This is a genomic window from Erythrobacter sp. RANMB8 (assembly GCF_056848235.1).
In genome coordinates this window covers 34,126-51,359 of the sequence record NZ_JBREHG010000018.1, presented here as the reverse complement: position 1 = coordinate 51,359, position 17,234 = coordinate 34,126, and the positions used below count along the sequence as shown (strand labels likewise).

Annotated in this window: 25 protein-coding genes and 1 pseudogene; 16 read left to right on the top strand and 10 right to left on the bottom strand. The window is 65.3% G+C overall.

Annotated elements, in window-relative coordinates; genetic code table 11:
• The 6 genes and pseudogenes from ACU0AG_RS15480 to ACU0AG_RS15455 form a co-directional block, all read right to left on the bottom strand.
• Positions 1-682: outer membrane protein (locus ACU0AG_RS15480; protein ID WP_482783179.1), on the bottom strand; the 682-nt coding region annotated here is incomplete at its 3' end.
• 175 nt (positions 683-857) lie between these two features.
• A complete protein-coding gene (locus ACU0AG_RS15475) occupies positions 858-1,103 on the bottom strand; it encodes a hypothetical protein (RefSeq protein WP_482783183.1) in 246 nt (81 codons plus the stop codon).
• Positions 1,079-1,306, bottom strand: a pseudogene (locus ACU0AG_RS15470) (ATP-binding protein); the annotation flags it as partial. The gene ACU0AG_RS15475 and the pseudogene ACU0AG_RS15470, both read right to left, overlap by 25 nt.
• Positions 1,306-1,761: a hypothetical protein gene (locus ACU0AG_RS15465; RefSeq protein WP_482783178.1), complete on the bottom strand. Its 456-nt coding sequence runs from the start codon at positions 1,759-1,761 to the stop codon at positions 1,306-1,308. The gene ACU0AG_RS15465 and the pseudogene ACU0AG_RS15470, both read right to left, overlap by 1 nt.
• A 244-nt stretch (positions 1,762-2,005) precedes the next feature.
• Positions 2,006-3,238 (bottom strand): serine palmitoyltransferase, encoded by a 1,233-nt coding sequence (spt, locus tag ACU0AG_RS15460; protein WP_482783177.1) that lies wholly within the window; start codon positions 3,236-3,238, stop codon positions 2,006-2,008.
• 2 nt (positions 3,239-3,240) lie between these two features.
• Positions 3,241-3,483: an acyl carrier protein gene (locus tag ACU0AG_RS15455; RefSeq protein ID WP_482783176.1), complete on the bottom strand. Its 243-nt coding sequence runs from the start codon at positions 3,481-3,483 to the stop codon at positions 3,241-3,243.
• A 125-nt stretch (positions 3,484-3,608) separates the two neighbouring features.
• Between ACU0AG_RS15455 and ACU0AG_RS15450 the strand changes: the two genes are divergently transcribed.
• Entirely contained in the window at positions 3,609-4,130 is a 522-nt protein-coding gene (locus ACU0AG_RS15450) for a Pycsar system effector family protein (protein WP_482783175.1), read from the top strand.
• Here the strand turns inward: ACU0AG_RS15450 and ACU0AG_RS15445 are convergent.
• On the bottom strand, positions 4,127-4,495 hold the full coding sequence (locus ACU0AG_RS15445) for a response regulator (protein WP_482783174.1): 369 nt from the start codon (positions 4,493-4,495) through the stop codon (positions 4,127-4,129). The genes ACU0AG_RS15450 and ACU0AG_RS15445 overlap by 4 nt on opposite strands.
• Before the next feature lie 55 nt (positions 4,496-4,550).
• On the opposite strand from ACU0AG_RS15445, the gene ACU0AG_RS15440 reads away from it, so the two are divergent.
• From ACU0AG_RS15440 to ACU0AG_RS15420, 5 genes are read left to right on the top strand one after another with little or no spacing between them, the layout of a single operon-like run.
• Complete coding sequence (locus ACU0AG_RS15440) at positions 4,551-4,826, top strand: DUF3572 family protein (RefSeq protein ID WP_482783182.1); 276 nt, start codon at positions 4,551-4,553, stop codon at positions 4,824-4,826.
• The gene (locus tag ACU0AG_RS15435) at positions 4,823-5,443 is read left to right on the top strand and encodes an HAD family hydrolase (RefSeq protein ID WP_482783173.1); all 621 of its coding nucleotides are present in this window, start codon (positions 4,823-4,825) and stop codon (positions 5,441-5,443) included. The genes ACU0AG_RS15440 and ACU0AG_RS15435 overlap by 4 nt, the downstream gene beginning before the upstream one ends.
• A 2-nt stretch (positions 5,444-5,445) precedes the next feature.
• Positions 5,446-5,901, top strand: coding sequence for a RidA family protein (locus ACU0AG_RS15430; protein WP_482783181.1), 456 nt, complete (start codon positions 5,446-5,448; stop codon positions 5,899-5,901).
• Positions 5,898-6,626 carry a glycerophosphodiester phosphodiesterase family protein gene (locus ACU0AG_RS15425; RefSeq protein WP_482783172.1) on the top strand — a complete coding sequence of 243 codons (729 nt, stop codon included), beginning with the start codon at positions 5,898-5,900 and terminating at the stop codon, positions 6,624-6,626. The genes ACU0AG_RS15430 and ACU0AG_RS15425 overlap by 4 nt, the downstream gene beginning before the upstream one ends.
• Positions 6,623-7,759, top strand: a complete 1,137-nt coding sequence (locus ACU0AG_RS15420) for a GNAT family N-acetyltransferase (protein ID WP_482783171.1) — start codon at positions 6,623-6,625, stop codon at positions 7,757-7,759. Before ACU0AG_RS15425 ends, ACU0AG_RS15420 begins: the two co-directional genes overlap by 4 nt.
• Here the strand turns inward: ACU0AG_RS15420 and ACU0AG_RS15415 are convergent, their stop codons facing one another.
• The gene (locus ACU0AG_RS15415; RefSeq protein WP_482783170.1) at positions 7,760-8,080 is read right to left on the bottom strand and encodes an SEL1-like repeat protein; all 321 of its coding nucleotides are present in this window, start codon (positions 8,078-8,080) and stop codon (positions 7,760-7,762) included.
• A gap of 274 nt (positions 8,081-8,354) precedes the next feature.
• Here ACU0AG_RS15415 and dksA point away from each other — a divergent pair, with 274 nt between their 5' ends.
• The 6 genes from dksA to kynU all read left to right on the top strand — a co-directional run bounded on the left by dksA (position 8,355) and on the right by kynU (position 13,381).
• Positions 8,355-8,813, top strand: a complete 459-nt coding sequence (dksA, locus tag ACU0AG_RS15410; protein WP_482783169.1) for an RNA polymerase-binding protein DksA — start codon at positions 8,355-8,357, stop codon at positions 8,811-8,813.
• Positions 8,814-8,994: 181 nt separating this feature from the next.
• Positions 8,995-9,372 carry a PilZ domain-containing protein gene (locus tag ACU0AG_RS15405; protein WP_482783168.1) on the top strand — a complete coding sequence of 126 codons (378 nt, stop codon included), beginning with the start codon at positions 8,995-8,997 and terminating at the stop codon, positions 9,370-9,372.
• A 48-nt stretch (positions 9,373-9,420) separates the two neighbouring features.
• Positions 9,421-10,887, top strand: coding sequence for an ABC transporter substrate-binding protein (locus ACU0AG_RS15400; protein ID WP_482783167.1), 1,467 nt, complete (start codon positions 9,421-9,423; stop codon positions 10,885-10,887).
• A gap of 5 nt (positions 10,888-10,892) precedes the next feature.
• Complete coding sequence (locus tag ACU0AG_RS15395; RefSeq protein ID WP_482783166.1) at positions 10,893-11,321, top strand: DUF4112 domain-containing protein; 429 nt, start codon at positions 10,893-10,895, stop codon at positions 11,319-11,321.
• Between the two features lie 36 nt (positions 11,322-11,357).
• Positions 11,358-12,149, top strand: coding sequence for a tryptophan 2,3-dioxygenase (locus ACU0AG_RS15390; protein WP_482783165.1), 792 nt, complete (start codon positions 11,358-11,360; stop codon positions 12,147-12,149).
• Entirely contained in the window at positions 12,146-13,381 is a 1,236-nt protein-coding gene (kynU, locus tag ACU0AG_RS15385) for a kynureninase (RefSeq protein ID WP_482783164.1), read from the top strand. Before ACU0AG_RS15390 ends, kynU begins: the two co-directional genes overlap by 4 nt.
• Here the strand turns inward: kynU and ACU0AG_RS15380 are convergent.
• Positions 13,378-13,986, bottom strand: a complete 609-nt coding sequence (locus ACU0AG_RS15380; RefSeq protein WP_482783180.1) for an HNH endonuclease — start codon at positions 13,984-13,986, stop codon at positions 13,378-13,380. The two genes, kynU and ACU0AG_RS15380, sit on opposite strands and share 4 nt — an antisense overlap.
• A gap of 142 nt (positions 13,987-14,128) precedes the next feature.
• Between ACU0AG_RS15380 and gluQRS the strand changes: the two genes are divergently transcribed.
• From gluQRS to ACU0AG_RS15360, 4 genes are read left to right on the top strand one after another with little or no spacing between them, the layout of a single operon-like run.
• On the top strand, positions 14,129-14,983 hold the full coding sequence (gluQRS, locus tag ACU0AG_RS15375) for a tRNA glutamyl-Q(34) synthetase GluQRS (RefSeq protein WP_482783163.1): 855 nt from the start codon (positions 14,129-14,131) through the stop codon (positions 14,981-14,983).
• A 25-nt stretch (positions 14,984-15,008) separates the two neighbouring features.
• The gene (locus tag ACU0AG_RS15370; RefSeq protein WP_482783162.1) at positions 15,009-15,239 is read left to right on the top strand and encodes a hypothetical protein; all 231 of its coding nucleotides are present in this window, start codon (positions 15,009-15,011) and stop codon (positions 15,237-15,239) included.
• Positions 15,240-15,245: 6 nt separating this feature from the next.
• Positions 15,246-15,812, top strand: a complete 567-nt coding sequence (locus ACU0AG_RS15365; RefSeq protein ID WP_482783161.1) for a cob(I)yrinic acid a,c-diamide adenosyltransferase — start codon at positions 15,246-15,248, stop codon at positions 15,810-15,812.
• Positions 15,813-15,871: 59 nt separating this feature from the next.
• On the top strand, positions 15,872-16,741 hold the full coding sequence (locus tag ACU0AG_RS15360) for a 3-hydroxyacyl-CoA dehydrogenase NAD-binding domain-containing protein (protein ID WP_482783160.1): 870 nt from the start codon (positions 15,872-15,874) through the stop codon (positions 16,739-16,741).
• A gap of 10 nt (positions 16,742-16,751) precedes the next feature.
• Here ACU0AG_RS15360 and ACU0AG_RS15355 read toward each other — a convergent pair whose 3' ends face one another.
• Positions 16,752-17,201, bottom strand: a complete 450-nt coding sequence (locus tag ACU0AG_RS15355; RefSeq protein WP_482783159.1) for a hypothetical protein — start codon at positions 17,199-17,201, stop codon at positions 16,752-16,754.
• Positions 17,202-17,234 lie beyond the last annotated feature (33 nt).

Below are 17,234 nucleotides of genomic sequence, written 5' to 3'. Positions count from 1 at the left end.
AGGTGATCGAACCCAGCAGCGAGTGGGTGCTCAGCTTGGTTTCAAGCGAACGACCGAGCGGATCGACGAGGCCGATGTCCGGCACGTTGAAGTAACGATACTTCAGGCCGACGTCCCACGAATCGCTCAGCGGTGCACGGATGCCCGCCAGCAGCTGCCAGGCGAGGCCGGTGTCCGAATCGTTCCAGACGCCCGGGCCGTTGGCGTTGACGCGGCCGTCCATGTCCACGCGGGCCACACCGATACCACCGCCGGCGAAGGCCTGCAGGCCATCATCCGAACCGAAATCGAACAGGCCGTTCAGCATGAAGCTGAGGGCGTTGACTTCGCCCAGTGCTTCGCGGGTGCCGGTGAAGGTCGAGAAGCCGCCCGGAACGTTCGGGGTCGGATTGAGGGCGAGGCCCTGGTTGCCGGCCTGCACGTCCTGAAGGTCAGCAGCGCGGTAGCTGGTTTCGGCTTCGAGGCGGAACGCGCCGAAATCGTAACCAACCGTCGCACCGAAGTCATAATCGGTGTCGTAGTTGGCTGCGGCGTTGGCGTTCACACCATTGACGTCGAGATTCTGGTCTTCGACGATCATGACGCCGCCATCACCCTGAATGTACCACTGGCCTTCACGGGCCATGGCGGGCGTGGTCAGCGCGGTCGAAGCCATCGCCATTCCGATGACGAGTTTGCGCATTCTAGTATTCCCCTTTGTATTGGACTTGAGGCACCGGTCGTCTCTATCTTTTCCACATGCCCGAGGCAAGCTAACAATGCCCCGCCGGTGTTGCAAGAATGCCGCTATGACAGCGATGTGTTAAAAATTGCAACGCAGACTCATCGTGCGGCGGATCCCCGCTCCGCCGTCCTTGTCAGGCAGGCGGTGCAACGATGCCCATTTCGCGAAGCACTTCGAGCAGAGATGAAAGGGCTGCGCGGGCCTCGATATCGACAACGGTTCCCCCGACCGGTGCCGGAACAGGGGCCGAGGTCTGCCAGCCGTCCCGGAACAGCAGGCTCTGGCCGGAGGCGAGATCGAACAGGCGCATTCCTTCGCGCGGGGGCACCAGGTGCCATGCGCCGGCGACCTGTACCGCGATGCGATCATGCGCACCCATTCGGCGCCCGTGCGGGTCTTGCCGAACCCGCGACCCGCCATGATCATCCAGATGCGCCAGTCACCCGGCGGCGGCAGCTGGGCAGGGCGGGCGGTGTATTCCCAGACGTAGCGGAATGTGTTCCTTTCCTCTGCCGTCATCCGGCGGACGAGCCGGGCCTGCGCCTTGGGGTCGGAGAGCAGCCAGCGGAACGGCTCGCCCATCAGGCGGTGTGTCCGGCCGGTTTGGCTCTGGCCATGCTGCGCCGGATTTCCTCGATCTTGCGGTCGATCGATGCGCGCACTTCGGCCGGGCTGACATCGCGTTCGCGGCTCTGCACATTCGATGCCGTGTCGCGGTGGGCGGCGAGCAGGCGGATCGCATTGGCAAAGTCGAACTTGTCGCCATCGGCGGTCTTGAAATCGCCTTCGCGCAGGCGCCGGACGACCTCCATTTCGAGGTGGAGATAGCCATCGGCAAGCGCGGCCTGCCACTGGCGGGCAAAGGCGGCATCGGTGCGCCGCACGCTGTAGGCGCGGCTGATGCTGATGCCGGCCTTTTCGGCCGAGCGGGTGACGTTCGAACTGATCGCGAGCGCATCGATGAAGCGCGTGCGCCAGTGGCGATCGGTCGGGTGCGGTTTCCCGGCGCTGGTTCGCGCAGGGTCGGGCTTTGCCATCGGCAGTACTCCCTTGGCGAACAGCAAAAAGGCGGCGCTTCCGATGGGGAAGGCCGCCAGCTGGCGAATCGCTATTTCTCGACTATGCCCTCTGATAACCAGAGAGCGTCACGATGTCAAGAAAAATAACCGTATTGGTTAAAATGACAAGGTGCAGATCCCGTCCTGCGCCCTATACGAAACCGGCCCCCTGCGCATTGCACAGGGGGCCGGTCTGTCAGTCGCAATGAGGCCTGTCAGGCGGTCAGATAATGCCGATCGCCTTGCCAGCGCGTTCGAACATGCCGAGGATCGTCTGCACCTGTTCGGCGGAATGTTCCGCGCACAGCGAGCAGCGCAGCAGGGTCATGCCGGCGGGCGTTGCGGGCGGACGGGCGAGGTTGACGTAGAGGCCTTCCTTCAGCAGCGCCTCCCACATCATCGCGCCGCGTTCCAGATCGGGCATGATCACCGCGATGATCGCGCTCTGCGGGGTTTCCGTGCCGAGCTTGAAGCCAAGATCGCGCAGGCCCTGGTGCAGCGTGCGGCTGTTCTCCCACAGGTGCGCGCGCTTGTTCCCGCCATGCATCAGCTTGCGGATCGAGGTGGCAGAGCTCGCCATCACGCTCGGCGGCAGGGCGGCAGTGAAGACATAGGGGCGGCACACCAGCCGGAGCACTTCGAACTTCGGATGGTTCGAGACGCAGAAGCCGCCCACCGTCCCGACGCTCTTGGAGAAGGTGCCGATGATGAAATCGACATCGTCCAGCACGCCCTGCTCTTCGGCGACGCCGCGGCCATGTTCGCCGATAAAGCCCATCGAATGCGCTTCATCCACGAGCACCATCGCGCCGTTTTCCTTGGCGATGCGCACCATTTCCTTGAGCGGGGCGACATCGCCCATCATCGAATAGACGCCTTCGAGCACCACCAGCTTGCCCGCGCCTTCGGGGATGCGCTTCAGGCGCTTTTCCAGCGCTGCGACATCATTGTGCTTGAACGGAACGACTTCCGCGTTGCCCATCGCGCAGCCGTCCCAGATCGAGGCGTGGCTGTCGATGTCGAGGATGATGTAATCGCCCTTGCCCGCCAGCGTCGAGATGATCCCGAGATTGGCCTGGTAGCCGGTCGAGAAGACCATGGCGTGGTCCATGGCGTAGAAATCGCGCAGCGCCGCCTCGACATCGCGGTGATCGCGGAACGTGCCGTTCAGGACGCGGCTGCCGGTGGTGCCTGCGCCGAAATCCTCCATGGCCTGCTTGCCTGCGGCGATGACATCATCGTCGAAGGTCATGCCCATATAGTTGTAGGTGCCGAGCAGGATCGTGTCGCGCCCGTTGCAGATCGCCCGCGTCGGCGAGAGCACCTGCTCCATCACAAGATTGAACGGGTCTTCCACGCCTGCGGCAAGCAGCTGCTCGCGGGTCTGGATGATCGGATCGAACTTCGCCAGCAGATCGACCGGCTGCGTCATGGTGTCAGTCATAGCGCTCGCCATTATCAGCTATCCTGCAGCTTGTGCACTGCCGCGACGAGCTGGCCCCAGTTTTCGATCTCGGCCTGCTGGTTCATCGAAATGATGATGTCGAATTCGTCCTCGATCGCGGCGACGAAATCCATCACCGTGAGGCTGTCGAATTCAAGGTCGCCGGCAAAGGTGGTGGCGTCCTCGATCGCGATGCCCTTCTTGTTGAAGGGTTCGACCAGAGTGCGGATGCGGGCGTCGACGTCTGCGGGGGTCATGGCGGGCGGTGCTTTCGGCGGTTGGTTGTTTGGCGGCTCTTGCCACGGTAATACGGCCGCAAAGCGGCGGTTGATGCAGCTTGTCAAGGTTTGGGCGTCCCGCGGGCGCGAATTGGGGGTGCGGTGTGAGCGGAAACGAGCCGGACAAGGCACCCCTTTCGCCCCAGAGCGTCCACCTGATCCGCACCGCGCAATCGAACACGCTGGCGCTGTCGCAGATGGCCGATGGCAAGGCCAACATCCTGATCGGCGCGACCTTCGTGGTGTTCTCGCTGGTGATCACCCAGGCTTTTTCCGATGATGTGCAGTGGTCGGTGATCTGCCTGGCGGTCACATCCTTCCTCTCGGCGATCTGCGCGGTGCTGGCGATCACCCCGCCGATGCGCGCCAAGGCGGTGCCGGAAGGGCAGTTCAACCCGCTATTCTTCAGCCATTTCTCCACCATCAGCGAAGACGAGTGGACCGACGGGATGCTGGAAAGACTGCGCACCGACGAAGCGCTCTACCGCGTGATGCTGCGCGATCTCTACCAGAACGGGCAGGTGCTTCACCACCGCAAATACCGCTATCTGGCGCTGGCCTACCGGATGTTCCTCGGCGGACTGGCGCTGACGCTGGCGGTCTACCTGTTCGAGAACATCGCCTAGGCGGGCAGCAACTCCCTGACCGCGGACATGAACGGGCTGATCGACACCGGTTTCGACAGATACCCGGCAGCGCCTGCTGCACGGATGCGTTCCTCGTCGCCCTTGGCGGCGAAGGCGGTTACCGCCAGCACCGGAATCGCGCTCAGCGCCCGGTCGCGCTTGGCCGCCTCGATCAGGTCGACCCCCGACACGCCGCCCAGCTGGATATCCATGATGATCAGATCGGGAGAGGTCGCCCGCGCCGTTTCCAGCACCTTGTCGCCCTCGGCCACCGGCTCGACCTCGAAACCGTTGGCGCGCAGCACATCGCAGAACAATTTCCGGTTGAGGTCATTATCCTCGACAACCATGATCCGCTTTGTCACACCGCGCCCCGTTAGCTGCCCGCGCTTTAACTAGACCGACCCGAAGGACACGGCAATCCCGCTTCGCCCCGCCCCCGATCCTGTCAACCCGCAGACGCTGGCGCTGGCGGCGCTCGGCTGGGTGCTGGAATGCGAGGATCGCGCTGCCCGCTATCTTGAATTGACCGGGCTTGATCCCGATAGCCTGCGCGCAGGGCTGGGCGATCCGCTGATCCTCGCCTCCGCGCTCGAATTTCTCGCCAACCACGAACCCGACCTGATCCGTGCCGCCGAAGCGCTGGCTGTGACGCCTGAGGAACTGGTCGCCGCCAAGGATCTTTTGCAAGCATGACCCGCCCGCTGATTATCTCCGATTGCGACGAAGTGCTGCTGCACATGGTCGCCCCCTTCAAGGACTGGCTGGAAGCCTCGCAGGGCGTCAGCTTCCACCTCGAAGGCCACAATTTCGCCGAGGCAATGCGCTGGAAGGACAGCGGCGAGCTGCTGGAACCGGCTGATATCTGGAAGATGCTGCGCCATTTCTTCGATAACGAGATGGATTCGCAAAAGCCGATTGCAGGCGCGGTGGAGGGGATCAACACGCTGGCCGAGAAAGCCGATGTGGTGATCCTCACCAACCTTGTCGATCACCACCGCGATGCGCGGGCAGAGCAGCTCGCGAAGGTCGGCATCAATGCCCGCGTCTTTACCAATCAGGGCCCCAAGGGCCCGGCGCTGAAGGCGATCATCGACGAATATGCGCCCACCCGCGCCCTGTTCATCGACGATCTCGCCCAGCACCATGCCTCGGTTGCCGAGATCACGCCGCATGTCACGCGGCTGCACCTGTGCGGCGAACCGATGATCGCCCACGCCATCGATTGCGCCCACAAGGCAGGCCACGCCCATTCGCGGATCGACCGCTGGGACGAGGCCCTGCCGTGGCTGCTGGAACAACTGGAGAATTGATGATGAGCTACACCGCACGCCTCGCCGAACTCGGCATCACCCTGCCCAAGGCCGCAGCGCCGGTCGCCAGCTATGTCCCCGTCGTGGTGCATGGCGGGTTCGCCCATGTTTCGGGCCAGCTGCCGTTTGTTGACGGGCAGGTGGTGAAGGGCCGGCTGGGCGAGGATGTTTCGGTTGCCGAAGGCCAGGCCGCGGCCCGCGCCTGCGCGCTGATGATCATTGCCCAGCTCGACGCAGCGGGTCTGCTCGACAAGGTGGAGCGGATCGTGAAGCTCGGCGCCTTTATCAACTGCACCGGCGATTTCACCGATCAGCCCGAAGTCGCCAACGGCGCCTCGGATCTGATGGAGCAGGTGTTCGGGCAAGCCGGCAAGCACGCCCGCGCCGCTGTCGGCGTGCCCGCCCTGCCGCGCGGCGCGGCGGTGGAAGTGGATGCGGTGATCGCGCTCAAGGCATGAACGGGCGGCGCGCTCCGGACTGGCTGACCGGGTGGGAATATGCCCACCGCGGGCTGCATCATCCGGGCGTGCCGGAAAACTCGCGGGCCGCAGCCGCAGGCGCGATTGCGGCGGGCATGGGGATCGAATGCGATATCCAGATGGCCCGCGACAATGTCCCGCTGGTGTTCCACGACTGGGAGCTTGACCGGCTGACGGCGGAGCGCGGCAAGGTTGCCCTGCGTCCTGCCGAAGACCTGTGCCGTATTCCGTTGATGGCAACGGGCGAAACCATCTGGCGGCTTGCCGACCTGCTGCAACTGGTCGCAGGCCGGGTGCCGTTGCTGGTGGAGGTGAAGGCCCAGCCGCATCTTGGCGTGGCCGAAGGCTGCATCGCGATTGCCAGGGCGCTGGCGGGCTATGCCGGGCCGCTGGCGGTGATGAGCTTCGATCTGCGCGTGGGCGAATGGTTCGCCAAACACGCGCCCGATGTGGTGCGCGGGCTGGTGATCACCGACACGCTCGATCACGGATACAGGGGCGCGTGGCGCTTGCCCCACGCGCTGGAGCGGGCGGCACCCGATTTCCTCGCCAGCGATGTGCGCGACATACCCAATGCTGTCACCGGCCTGTGGCGCGAAAGCGGGCGGCCGCTGCTGACATGGACGGTCCGCTCGCCCGAAACCCGCGAACGCGGGCTCGCCCATGCCGATGCGCTGATTGCCGAGGGAGCAGGGCTGGCGTGAGCGACGCCGAACTCACCGTCCGCATCGCGCCCTCGGTCGGCAGCTTTGCCTGCGGGGAATGGAACGCGCTGGGCGGGAATGACAATCCCTTCGTCTCCCACGAATTTCTCACTGCGATGGAGGACTCGGGTTCGGTCGGCCCCGGCACCGGCTGGGAACCTGCGCCGATTGCGATCACCGATGATGCCGGGCGGCTGCTCGCCGCGCTGCCATCTTACGCCAAGGGCCACAGCCAGGGCGAATATGTGTTCGATCACAGCTGGGCCGATGCATGGCACCGCGCAGGCGGGCGCTATTACCCGAAGCTCCAGATCGCCGCGCCCTTCACGCCTGCCACCGGCCCGCGCCTGCTGCTGTCCGATCCGGCGCTGGCCCCGCATCTGCTGAAGGGGGCCGAGGCGGTGTGCCTGCAAAACAAGATGTCGAGCGCCCACGCGACCTTCATCGCGCCCGAACAATTGCCGCTGTTCGAGGCCGGCGGCTGGATGCCGCGCGCTGACATCCAGTTCCACTGGTTCAACCGCGATTACAACAGCTTCGAGGATTTCCTCGGCGCGCTGTCATCGCGCAAGCGCAAGGACCTGAGGAAGGAACGCGCCGCCGCAATCGAAGGTCTGACCATCCGCCACCTCACCGGCAGCGAGATCCGCGAGGAGCATTGGGACGCCTTCTGGGTGTTCTATCAGGATACCGGCGCAAGGAAGTGGGGCAGCCCCTACCTGACGCGTGAGGCCTTCAGCCTGCTGGGCCAGCGGATGGGAGATCGGATCGTGCTGATCCTCGCCTGTGACGGGGATCAGGCGATTGCCGGGGCGCTGAACTTTGTCGGCAAGGATGCGCTCTACGGACGCTACTGGGGCTGCACCCGCGAGGTGCGCTTCCTGCATTTCGAGCTGTGTTACTATCAGGCGATCGACATCGCGATCGCGCGGGGTCTAAGCCGGGTCGAGGCGGGCGCGCAGGGCGGGCACAAGCTGGCCCGCGGGTATGAACCGGTGCAGACATGGTCGGCGCACTGGATCGCCGATCCCGGCTTCAGCAGCGCGGTCGCCGATTTTCTCGAACGCGAGCGGGCAGGCGTGGCGAGCGACCAGCTCTACCTCGGCAGCCGGACGCCGTTCCGGAAAGACTGATCAGGCCGCGCGCTGGCGACCCTCGGCGAGCCACTGGCGCGCACGGCGCTGGGCTTCGGCGATTTCGCGGGCGGTCATCTCGTCGGACACATCGGCACGGCAATGGGCCGCTTCCTCGTGACCGCGCAGCGCGGCAAGGTTGAACCACATATGCGCTTCAATGAGATCGCAGGGCGCGCCGTTGCTGCCGGTCGAGAAGGCGACGCCCAGATCGAAGCAGGCCTCGGCTTGACCCTCGCTTGCTGCCGCCAGCCACCGGCTGAGGGCGGTGTCGGCCTGTGTTTCACGTGAAACATTTCCGCTGATCGGAATGATTTTCATGTTGCAAGTCCCCGTGCTTCCCCGATCGCCCCCTGGCGACCGTCCCGGCAACAGAAGTCGGCTAACATGGTCAAAAATTGGTTAACGGCCCGCGCGATTTCTGTTGCGGCCGGCCTTGCCCCCACCTCATTCCCAAAGGCGCTTGTGCGCTTTCGGGCCCTTCCCTATAGGGCGCGCATTGCTTCACCTTGCTGGGACCAAGTGAGCCAATGGAAAAATTCAGGGCGTCAGGACGCGAAGGTCTTCCCAGCGGCTCACGGGATGAGAGAGCTTGATGCCTACAGCCGCGTCTGACGAAATCGACGTCCTCGAAAAGGCCAAGCGCCTGCTTGCTCCGGATTATGTCCCGAGCGAGGACGAGGAATACATGAACGACCGCCAGCAGGCCTATTTCAGGATGCTGCTGATCGAATGGAAACGGTCGATCCATTCCGCCGCCGGGCAGACGCTGCAATCGCTGCAGGACGGGCCGATCCGCGAAGCCGATCTGACCGACCGCGCCTCCAGCGAAACCGACTGGGGCATCGAACTGCGCACCCGCGACCGGCAGCGCAAGCTGATCTCGAAAATCGACGCCGCCCTGCGCCGGATCGATTCGGGCGAATACGGCTATTGCGAGGTCACCGGCGACCCCATCGGCCTGCGCCGCCTGATCGCCCGCCCGGTCGCGACCATGACGGTCGAGGCGCAGGAAGCCCACGAACGGCGCGAAAAGGTCTCCCGCGATGATTGATCCCTGCGCGGCGCAGAATTTCTGTGCCGTGATGGGACGCAGTCTTGATCGGCGCGGCGCGGGATGTGGAACTTTACCCACCGTTAACCGCGAATGCCGCACCAGCGGTGGCACGCGCCGGCACCACGCAATAACGCCTGCGCACCACCGATCGATTTGCAGCTGAGGAGGCAGTCCGGACATGACAGGGGTTGAAACACGCAGCGTTGCGCGTGACAGTCTGTTCCTGCTGGCCGAAATCCGCGTCGAGCAGCAAGCCGAAACCCACCGCGTGCGGGTTCGCAACCTGTCCGATGGCGGCATGATGGGCGAAGGCAACCTGCGCGTCCAGCGCGGTCACCGGCTGACCATCAGCTTGCGCAATATCGGCGAAGTCCAGGGCAGCGTGGCGTGGATCCAGGACAACCGCTTCGGTATCGCCTTCGACGAGGAAATCGATTCGCAGAAGGCGCGCCGTCCGCTTCAGGCGGGCGAGGCGGTTGCCATCAACGTGCTCGAACCCTCGCGCGCGCACCGTGCGCCGCCGCCGCCGGAACCCCGCCTGCTCCGCAAGATCTGATCGCATCCGGCGCTGACCGGGCGGTTTCAACCTGCTAGGCAGGCTGCGATGCGATTCTGGCTGCCTTTGCTTGCTGTGCTGGCGCTGACTGGCTGTGGCCCGTCGGGCGGCAACGGGCCGGTCGAGGTGGCGATCATCGGCGCGCCCGAACGCCTGTTCCAGCAAGGCATCCGCCTTCCGCCTGCGGCCCAGCACTTGCAGGCCGCCACGATCGAAGGCCTCGTCTCGCTCGATCCGGCAGGGCAGGTGGTTCCGGCGATTGCCGAACGCTGGATCGTCACCGATGACGGGATGAGTTACATCTTCCGCCTGCGCGATGGCACCTGGGCCGATGGCGACGAGATCACCGCGACCGAGGTTCGCCGCCTGCTGCGCGAACGCATTGCGCGCCTGAAAGGCACCTCGCTCAGTCTTGATCTTGCCAAGGTCCGCGATGTCCGGGCGATGACAGGGCGGGTGGTGGAAGTGCGCCTGACCTCGCCGATGCCCGATTTCCTGCGGCTGCTCGCGCAGCCCGAACTTGGCTTTGAACGGCGAGGCAGCGGGGCGGGGCCGATGGTGATGTCCCGCGACGAGGGCAGCATGGTTGCCCGCCTGTCCGCCATGCCGCCCGAAACCCGCGGGCTTCCGGCGCGCGAGGATTGGGAGGAGGTCGCCCGGCCGGTCAGCGCCCGGTCGCTGCCCGCGCGCGATGCGGTCGCCGCCTTTGCGCGGGGCGAGGTCGATCTGGTGCTCAATGGATCGCTCGCCGATTTTCCGCTGGCCGAGGCTGGCCCCCTGTCGCGCGGGACGGTTCAGGTCGATCCGGCCATCGGCCTGTTCGGGCTGGCGTTCCGGTCGGAAGAAGGGGTGCTCGCCGATCCGGCCCGGCGCGAGGCGCTGTCGATGGCGATCGACCGTTCGGCGCTGATCCAGCCCTTCGGGCTCAACGGCTGGCAGGCGAGCAGCTGGATCGTGCCGCCCCGGTTCTATGCCGCCGCGCCCTATCCCGATAACCGCTGGGACGGCCTGTCGATCGACGAGCGGCGCGAGATTGCCGCTGCGCGGATCCGGCAATGGACCGCCGGAACGGGCCGCGAGGCCGTGGTGAGCGTGTCGCTGCCACGCGGGCCGGGCAGCGATCTGTTGCTGCGGCAGTTGCGCGGGGCCTGGGCGCCGATCGGCGTCAGTGTCAAGCGCGCCGCGCCGGGGGAAAGCGCCGACCTGGAGCTGCGCGACACGCTGGCACGCTATTCCTCGCCGCGCTGGTATCTCAACCAGTTCAATTGCAGCCTGGAAGCCAGCCTGTGTTCGCCCGGTGCCGATGCACTGGTGCGCCAGTCACTGGACGAGCGCGACGCGGCGGTTCGCGAACGCCTGCTCGCCGAAGCCCATGCCGCACTGACGACGCGCGAGGCGTTCATCCCGCTTGGCGCACCGGTGCGCTGGTCGCTGGTGCGCGGATCGATCCGCAACTACCTGCCCAATCCGTGGGGGCTGCACCCCTTGTTCCCGCTGTCGCAACCCACCACATAGGGGGCATGGACAAGACCATGAACCGCCGCCCCGCTCCCACTGTCATCGGCCTCGCCCTGCCGACCGGCACCGATGCCGCATCGGTCCGTGCGCGGGTAACCGCGATGGAAAAGCTGCTGGAGCGCAGTTTCATGCTGCCCGGCATCAACACGCCGGTGGGGCTGGATGCGCTGATCGGACTGGTGCCGGTGCTGGGCGATATCGTGACGACCGCGCTGGGCGCCTATATCGTGTGGGAAGCGCGCAATCTCGGCATGTCGAAATGGACGCTGATGCGGATGGGCGCGAACGTGCTGTTCGACACCGCGATCGGCGCCGTTCCGGTGGTTGGCGATGCGGCTGACTTCCTGTTCCGGTCGAACAGCCGCAACCTCCGGATCATCCGCAAGCACCTTGACCGGCATCATCCGCAAACCCGCGTGATCGAGGGGTAGTTTCCTCGCGCGCTGCGCCGCGCTAGGAGCGCGGGCATGGCGGATAAAGTCACCTATTCGGGCTATCTCGATCTTGGTCGCATCCTTGCGGCGCAGCACCCTGCGTCGGATGCGCATGACGAATTGCTGTTCATCATCGTCCATCAGGCAAGCGAGCTGTGGCTCAAGCTGTGCCTGCACGAGCTGACCGCCGCGCGCGAGGCGATCGAGGCGGACAATCTGCGCCCTGCCTTCAAGATGCTGGCAAGGGTGGCCCGCGCCCAGTTGCAGCTGATCCAGAGCTGGGACGTGCTCTCCACCATGACTCCGCACGATTATTCGGCGATCCGCCCGCACCTGGGTGCATCAAGCGGGTTCCAGTCGGCACAGTACCGGATGATGGAATTCATGCTGGGCGGGCGCGACGGCAAGCATGTGAAGCTGCACAGGGACAATGCCGACTGGTCGGGGCGCCTTGAAGAAGAGCGCGGCCGGGCGAGCCTTTATGATGCGGCGATCGGGCTGCTGGCGCGGCGTGGTTTCGCCATCGATGCCGATGTGCTGCACCGCGATCCGGCTTCGGCCTATGCGCACAATGCCAGCGTCGAAAATGCGTGGGCGGCCATCTACCGCGATCCGCACGCACACTGGGACCTCTATGAACTCGCGGAAAAGCTGGTCGATCTCGAATATCACTTCCAGCGCTGGCGGTTCGGCCATCTGAAGACCGTGGAGCGGATCATCGGCTTCAAGCGCGGCACGGGCGGAACCCCCGGAGTGCCCTATCTCGAAGGGGTGCTGAAACAGGCGTTCTTCCCTGAACTGCTGAGCGTGAGGACTGCGATATGATCCCCGAACAACGCGCCCGCGAATTCGATGCGGCCGATCCTCTGGCGCCCTATCGTGACAGGTTCATCCTGCCCGAAGGCGTGATCTATCTGGACGGCAATTCACTGGGCGCGCTGCCCAAGGCGACGCCCGGTGCGATGCAGCGTGTGATCGCGCAGGAATGGGGCGAGGGGCTGATCCGGTCGTGGAACGCGAATGCCCTTGGGCCGGGATGGTTCGATGCCGCAAGCCGGATCGGCGGCAAGATCGCGCCGCTGATCGGTGCTGGCCCGCACGAGGTGATCGCCTGCGATTCCACCAGCGTGAACCTGTTCAAGCTGATCGCCGCCGCGCTCGACCTGCGGCCGGGGCGCAAGGTGATCCTGTCCGAACCGGGCAATTTCCCCACCGATCTCTACATGATCGCAGGGCTGGAACGGCAGGGACTTGCGACGCGCCGGCTGGTGGAGCGGGACAGGCTTGCCGGGGCGCTTGGCGATGATGTCGCGCTGCTGCTGCTGACCCATGTCCATTACAAGACCGGCGCGATGCACGACATGGCGGCCCTGACCCGCGCGGCCCATGATGCGGGCGCGCTGGTGCTGTGGGACCTGTCGCATTCGACCGGGGCAGTGCCGGTCGGGCTGAACGCGGCAGAGGCCGATTTCGCGGTTGGCTGCGGATACAAGTACCTGTGCGGCGGACCGGGGGCACCGGCCTTTGCCTTCGTGGCCGAACGGCACCATGCCGCGCTGGCGCAGCCGCTGACCGGCTGGTTCGGCCATGCCGCTCCCTTTGCCTTTTCGGACGATTATGCCCCGGCACCGGGCATCGCGCAGCTCCAGTGCGGCACCCCGCCCGTGCTGGGTCTTGCCGCGCTCGAAATCGGGGTCGATCTGATCGCCGAGATCGGGGTCGGGCGGCTTCATGCCAAGTCGCAGGCGCTGTCGGAGTTCTTTCTGGATTGCCTCACGGCGCAGGGCGTGCAGATCGATCTGGTCAGCCCGCCCGAAAGCATGGCGAGGGGCAGCCAGCTGTCGTTTTGCCACGCGCATGCCTACGCGATCTGTCAGGCGCTGATTGCCCGCGGCGTGATCGGCGATTTCCGCGATCCCGATGTGCTGCGGCTGGGGTTTGCCCCGGCCTATCTCAGCTTTGCCGATATGGCCGCTGCGGCGCGTCACTTGGCCGAGGTGCTGGCAAGCGGCGAATGGCAGCGGCCTGAATTCAACCGGCGCGCCGCCGTTACCTAGGCCTCAAGCTCGACATCCCAGTACAACCAGTCGCGCCAGGTTTCGTGGAGGTAGCCGGGCGGGAACAGCTTGCCGTGTTGCTGCAACTGCCAGCTGGTCGGCCGGATCGGGGCGCGGTGGACCGGCATGCCCGCCTGCTTCGGCGTGCGCCCGCCCTTTTTCATGTTGCACGGCGCGCAGGCGGTGATGATGTTCTCCCACGTCGTCCGCCCGCCCAGCCGGCGCGGGGTGACGTGGTCGAAGGTCAGATGCTCGCGGCTGCCGCAATACTGGCACTGGAAGCGGTCGCGCAGGAACACGTTGAAGCGGGTGAAGGCGGGAAATTCGCTCTGCTTCACATATTGCCTGAGTGCGATCACGCTCGGGATCTTCATGTCGAAGCTGGGCGAGTGCACCGCGCGGTCATAGCTGGCGACAATGTCCACCCGGTCGAGGAACACCGCCTTGATCGCGGTCTGCCACGGCCACAGGCTGAGCGGGTAATAGGACAGCGGGGTGTAATCGGCGTTGAGCACCAGCGCGGGGCAGGCCGAAAGGTTGCGCGTCGGGTCTTCATCGACGCCGCGAAACCGGGCTGCTTTCTCGATCAGTTCGGCATTGAACACGTTGAGCGTTCCTCCCTGATTGACGTGCATCCTGACGTTGCAAACCAAAGAGTCAAACCCGTGACAGGGTGGCTATCCACAGGCACAGCCAGTGGATAGGCTGTGGATAGCGCAAGAATATGTCCTGTGGCATGGCGCAAGGATGCCCGCCGACACCCCTCTTGTGACCCGTTTCGCACCGAGCCCCAATGGCCACCTGCATCTCGGCCACGCGCTGTCGGCGATTGTGGCGCATGATCTGGCGAAGGCAGGTGAGGGGCGTTTCCTGCTGCGGATCGAGGATATCGACGGGCCGCGTTCCCGCCCCGAACTCGCCGACGAATTCCGCCGCGATCTGGAATGGCTGGGGCTGGAGTGGGACGAGGTGCCCGCGCAATCGACCCGCCTCGACAGCTACGCCGCCGCGGCAGAGGCGCTGAAGGCGCGGGGTCTGCTTTATCCCTGCACCTGCACCCGCTCCGAAATCGAGGCGGCGGGCGCGCGGCACGGCTCTGACCCCGGCTCGGTGGCCGGGGCAGGTGGCCTGATCTACCCCGGCACCTGCAAACGCACCCCGCCCGATCCGTCGCGCCCGGCGGCATGGCGGCTGGATGCCGAAAGGGCGCTCGCCGAAACCGGCCCGCTTGCGTGGGAGGACGCGCTGGCCGGGCCGCAGGCGGTTGACCTTGCGGCCCTTGGCGATGTGGTGCTGGTGAGGAAGGACTTGCCCGCGAGCTATCACCTTGCCGTCACGCTCGATGATGCAGCGGACGGCGTGACGCTGGTGACGCGGGGCGCGGATCTGTTTGCCGCGAGCCATGTCCACCGCACGATTCAAGCCCTGCTCGGCCTGCCGGTGCCGGTCTGGCATCACCACCCGCTGCTGCTGGGCGACGATGGCGAAAAGCTCGCCAAACGCCGCGGTTCGCCTGCGCTGGCGGAGCGGCGGCTGGCGGGGGAGGACGGACGAATGCTTGCACAACAACTCCGGTTGCAACATTTGTCACTTGGAACCTGAGCGCCGCGCGTCCATTTAGGCCAGCATGAACTACATCCTCGTCCCCGTCCTGCTTGTCCTCATGGGACTGGTGGCCTTTTCGCTGATCCGCGGGATCATCGCCTTTCTCAAGACGACCAAGATCGATCTTGAAACCGGCAAGAGCGAAACCGCCACCGATATGCAGCTGCTCCAGAACAAGGCGATGTTCGCCCGCATCAAGTATCAGGCGCTGGCGATTGTCGTGGTGGCGATCATTCTGGCGGCCTCGCGCTGAGGCCTGATGGTCAAGCTCAACAGGATCTACACCCGCACGGGTGATGATGGCACCACGGGCCTCGTGGACGGCTCGCGCTGCCCCAAGCATTCGGCGCGGATTGCCGCGATGGGCAAGGTGGACGAGGCGAACAGCGCCATCGGCCTCGCCGCGGTCAAGATGACCGGCGCGCCCGGGGCCGAGATTACCCGCATCCAGAACGACCTGTTCGATCTTGGCGCAGACCTTGCGACGCCGGGAGAGGATTTCACCCCGTCCGAAATGGTGCTGCGGATCGTGCCTTCGCAGGTCGCATGGCTGGAACAGCGGATCGATGCTCATAACGAGAAGCTGGCGCCGCTCACCAGCTTCATTCTGCCGGGCGGGTCGGAACTCGCCGCCCGGCTCCACATCGCCCGCGCCACGACCCGCGCCGCCGAACGCGCAATGGTCGCGCTGGCAGCGCAGGATGCGGTCAATCCGGCGGCGCTGGCCTATATGAACCGGCTGTCCGATTACCTGTTTGTGCTGGCCCGCGTGGTTAACGACAACGGGCAGATGGACGTGAAGTGGGTGCCCGGCGCAAATCGCTAGCCAGCGGTCATCTTCCCCGTTAGGGCGGCGTTCTTGCTGCACTTGCGAAGGAATACCCTATGCGCAACATCGCCGTTATCGGCGCCGGTCAGATGGGAACCGGCATCGCCCAGACTGTCGCCGCCCATGGCATGAATGTCATGCTGGCCGATATCGACCTGCCCCGTGCCGAGGCCGGCAAGGCCAATGTCGAAAAGGCGCTGGTCAAGCTGATGGGGCGCGGCAAGATCGAAGCTGCCGAAGCCGAGGCGCTGCTTGCGCGCATCACGCCGGTGGCCGATTATGCGCCCTTCGCCGAAGCCGATCTGATCATCGAGGCCGCGACCGAGCGCGAGGAGATCAAGAACGCGATCTTCGAAAATGCCGGTAAGGTGCTCAATTCGGCGGCGATCATGGCGTCGAACACCTCGTCGATCCCGATCACCCGCATGGCCAACCACTCGCCTGATGCAGGCCGCTTCATCGGCTTGCACTTCTTCAATCCGGTGCCGGTCATGGGCCTGATCGAGGTTATCCCTGGCCTTGCGACCGCGCAGGACACCACCGACCGCGTGACCGCCTTTGCCAGGGGGCTGGGCAAGGAAGTGGTTCTCTCGCAGGACGAGCCGGGCTTTGTCGTCAACCGCATCCTGCTGCCGATGATCAACGAGGCGGTGTTCGTGCTCGGCCAGTCGACCGCGGGGATCGAGGATATCGACAAGGGTTGCCGCTTGGGCCTCAATCACCCGATGGGCCCGTTGCAGCTGGCGGACTTTGTGGGTCTCGACACCTGCCTCGACATCATCAAGGTGCTCTACAAGACCACCCGCGACAGCAAGTATCGCCCTGCGCCGCTGCTGGTGAAATATGTCGAGGCCGGCTGGCTCGGCCGCAAGACCGGGCGCGGCTTCTACGATTATTCGGGCGAAGTGCCGGTGCCGACGCGCTGAAGCGTGCGGCTCAGCGCGGCTCGATCACCATCTGGCGGGATGTGATCACCGGCGGCGGGGGCGGGGCATAGCCTACCTGCGGCTCGCCATTGGGGCCAACCGGGATGCCCTCGTTGTCGGCCACCACCGGCTGCGGGCCGGGAATGATCGCCGCGATCGATCCCGTCGGGCCCTTTGCGACCGGCGCTGGCGCAGCGCTGCCGGGCGCGTACTCGCCGAAAACCTCATTGTTGCTGCCCCAGCCCGCATCGGGTGCAGGGGGCGCATCGCCCACGCTGTGCGTTTCCGCAAACTGGCGCGCATCCTCGACAATCGTCTCGCGCTCGTCCGAAAAGCGGTCCACCGCCTTGTTGAGCACGCCCTTGTCGTCCGGCGAGCCGACCATCGCCACGGCGCCGAAAATCGTCATGCCCGCAAAGACGAGCGCGGCCTTGCTGTTCTGGAAGACGGATTTGTACATGGCGCTGGCATAGGCCGCGCGCAGTTAAACCTT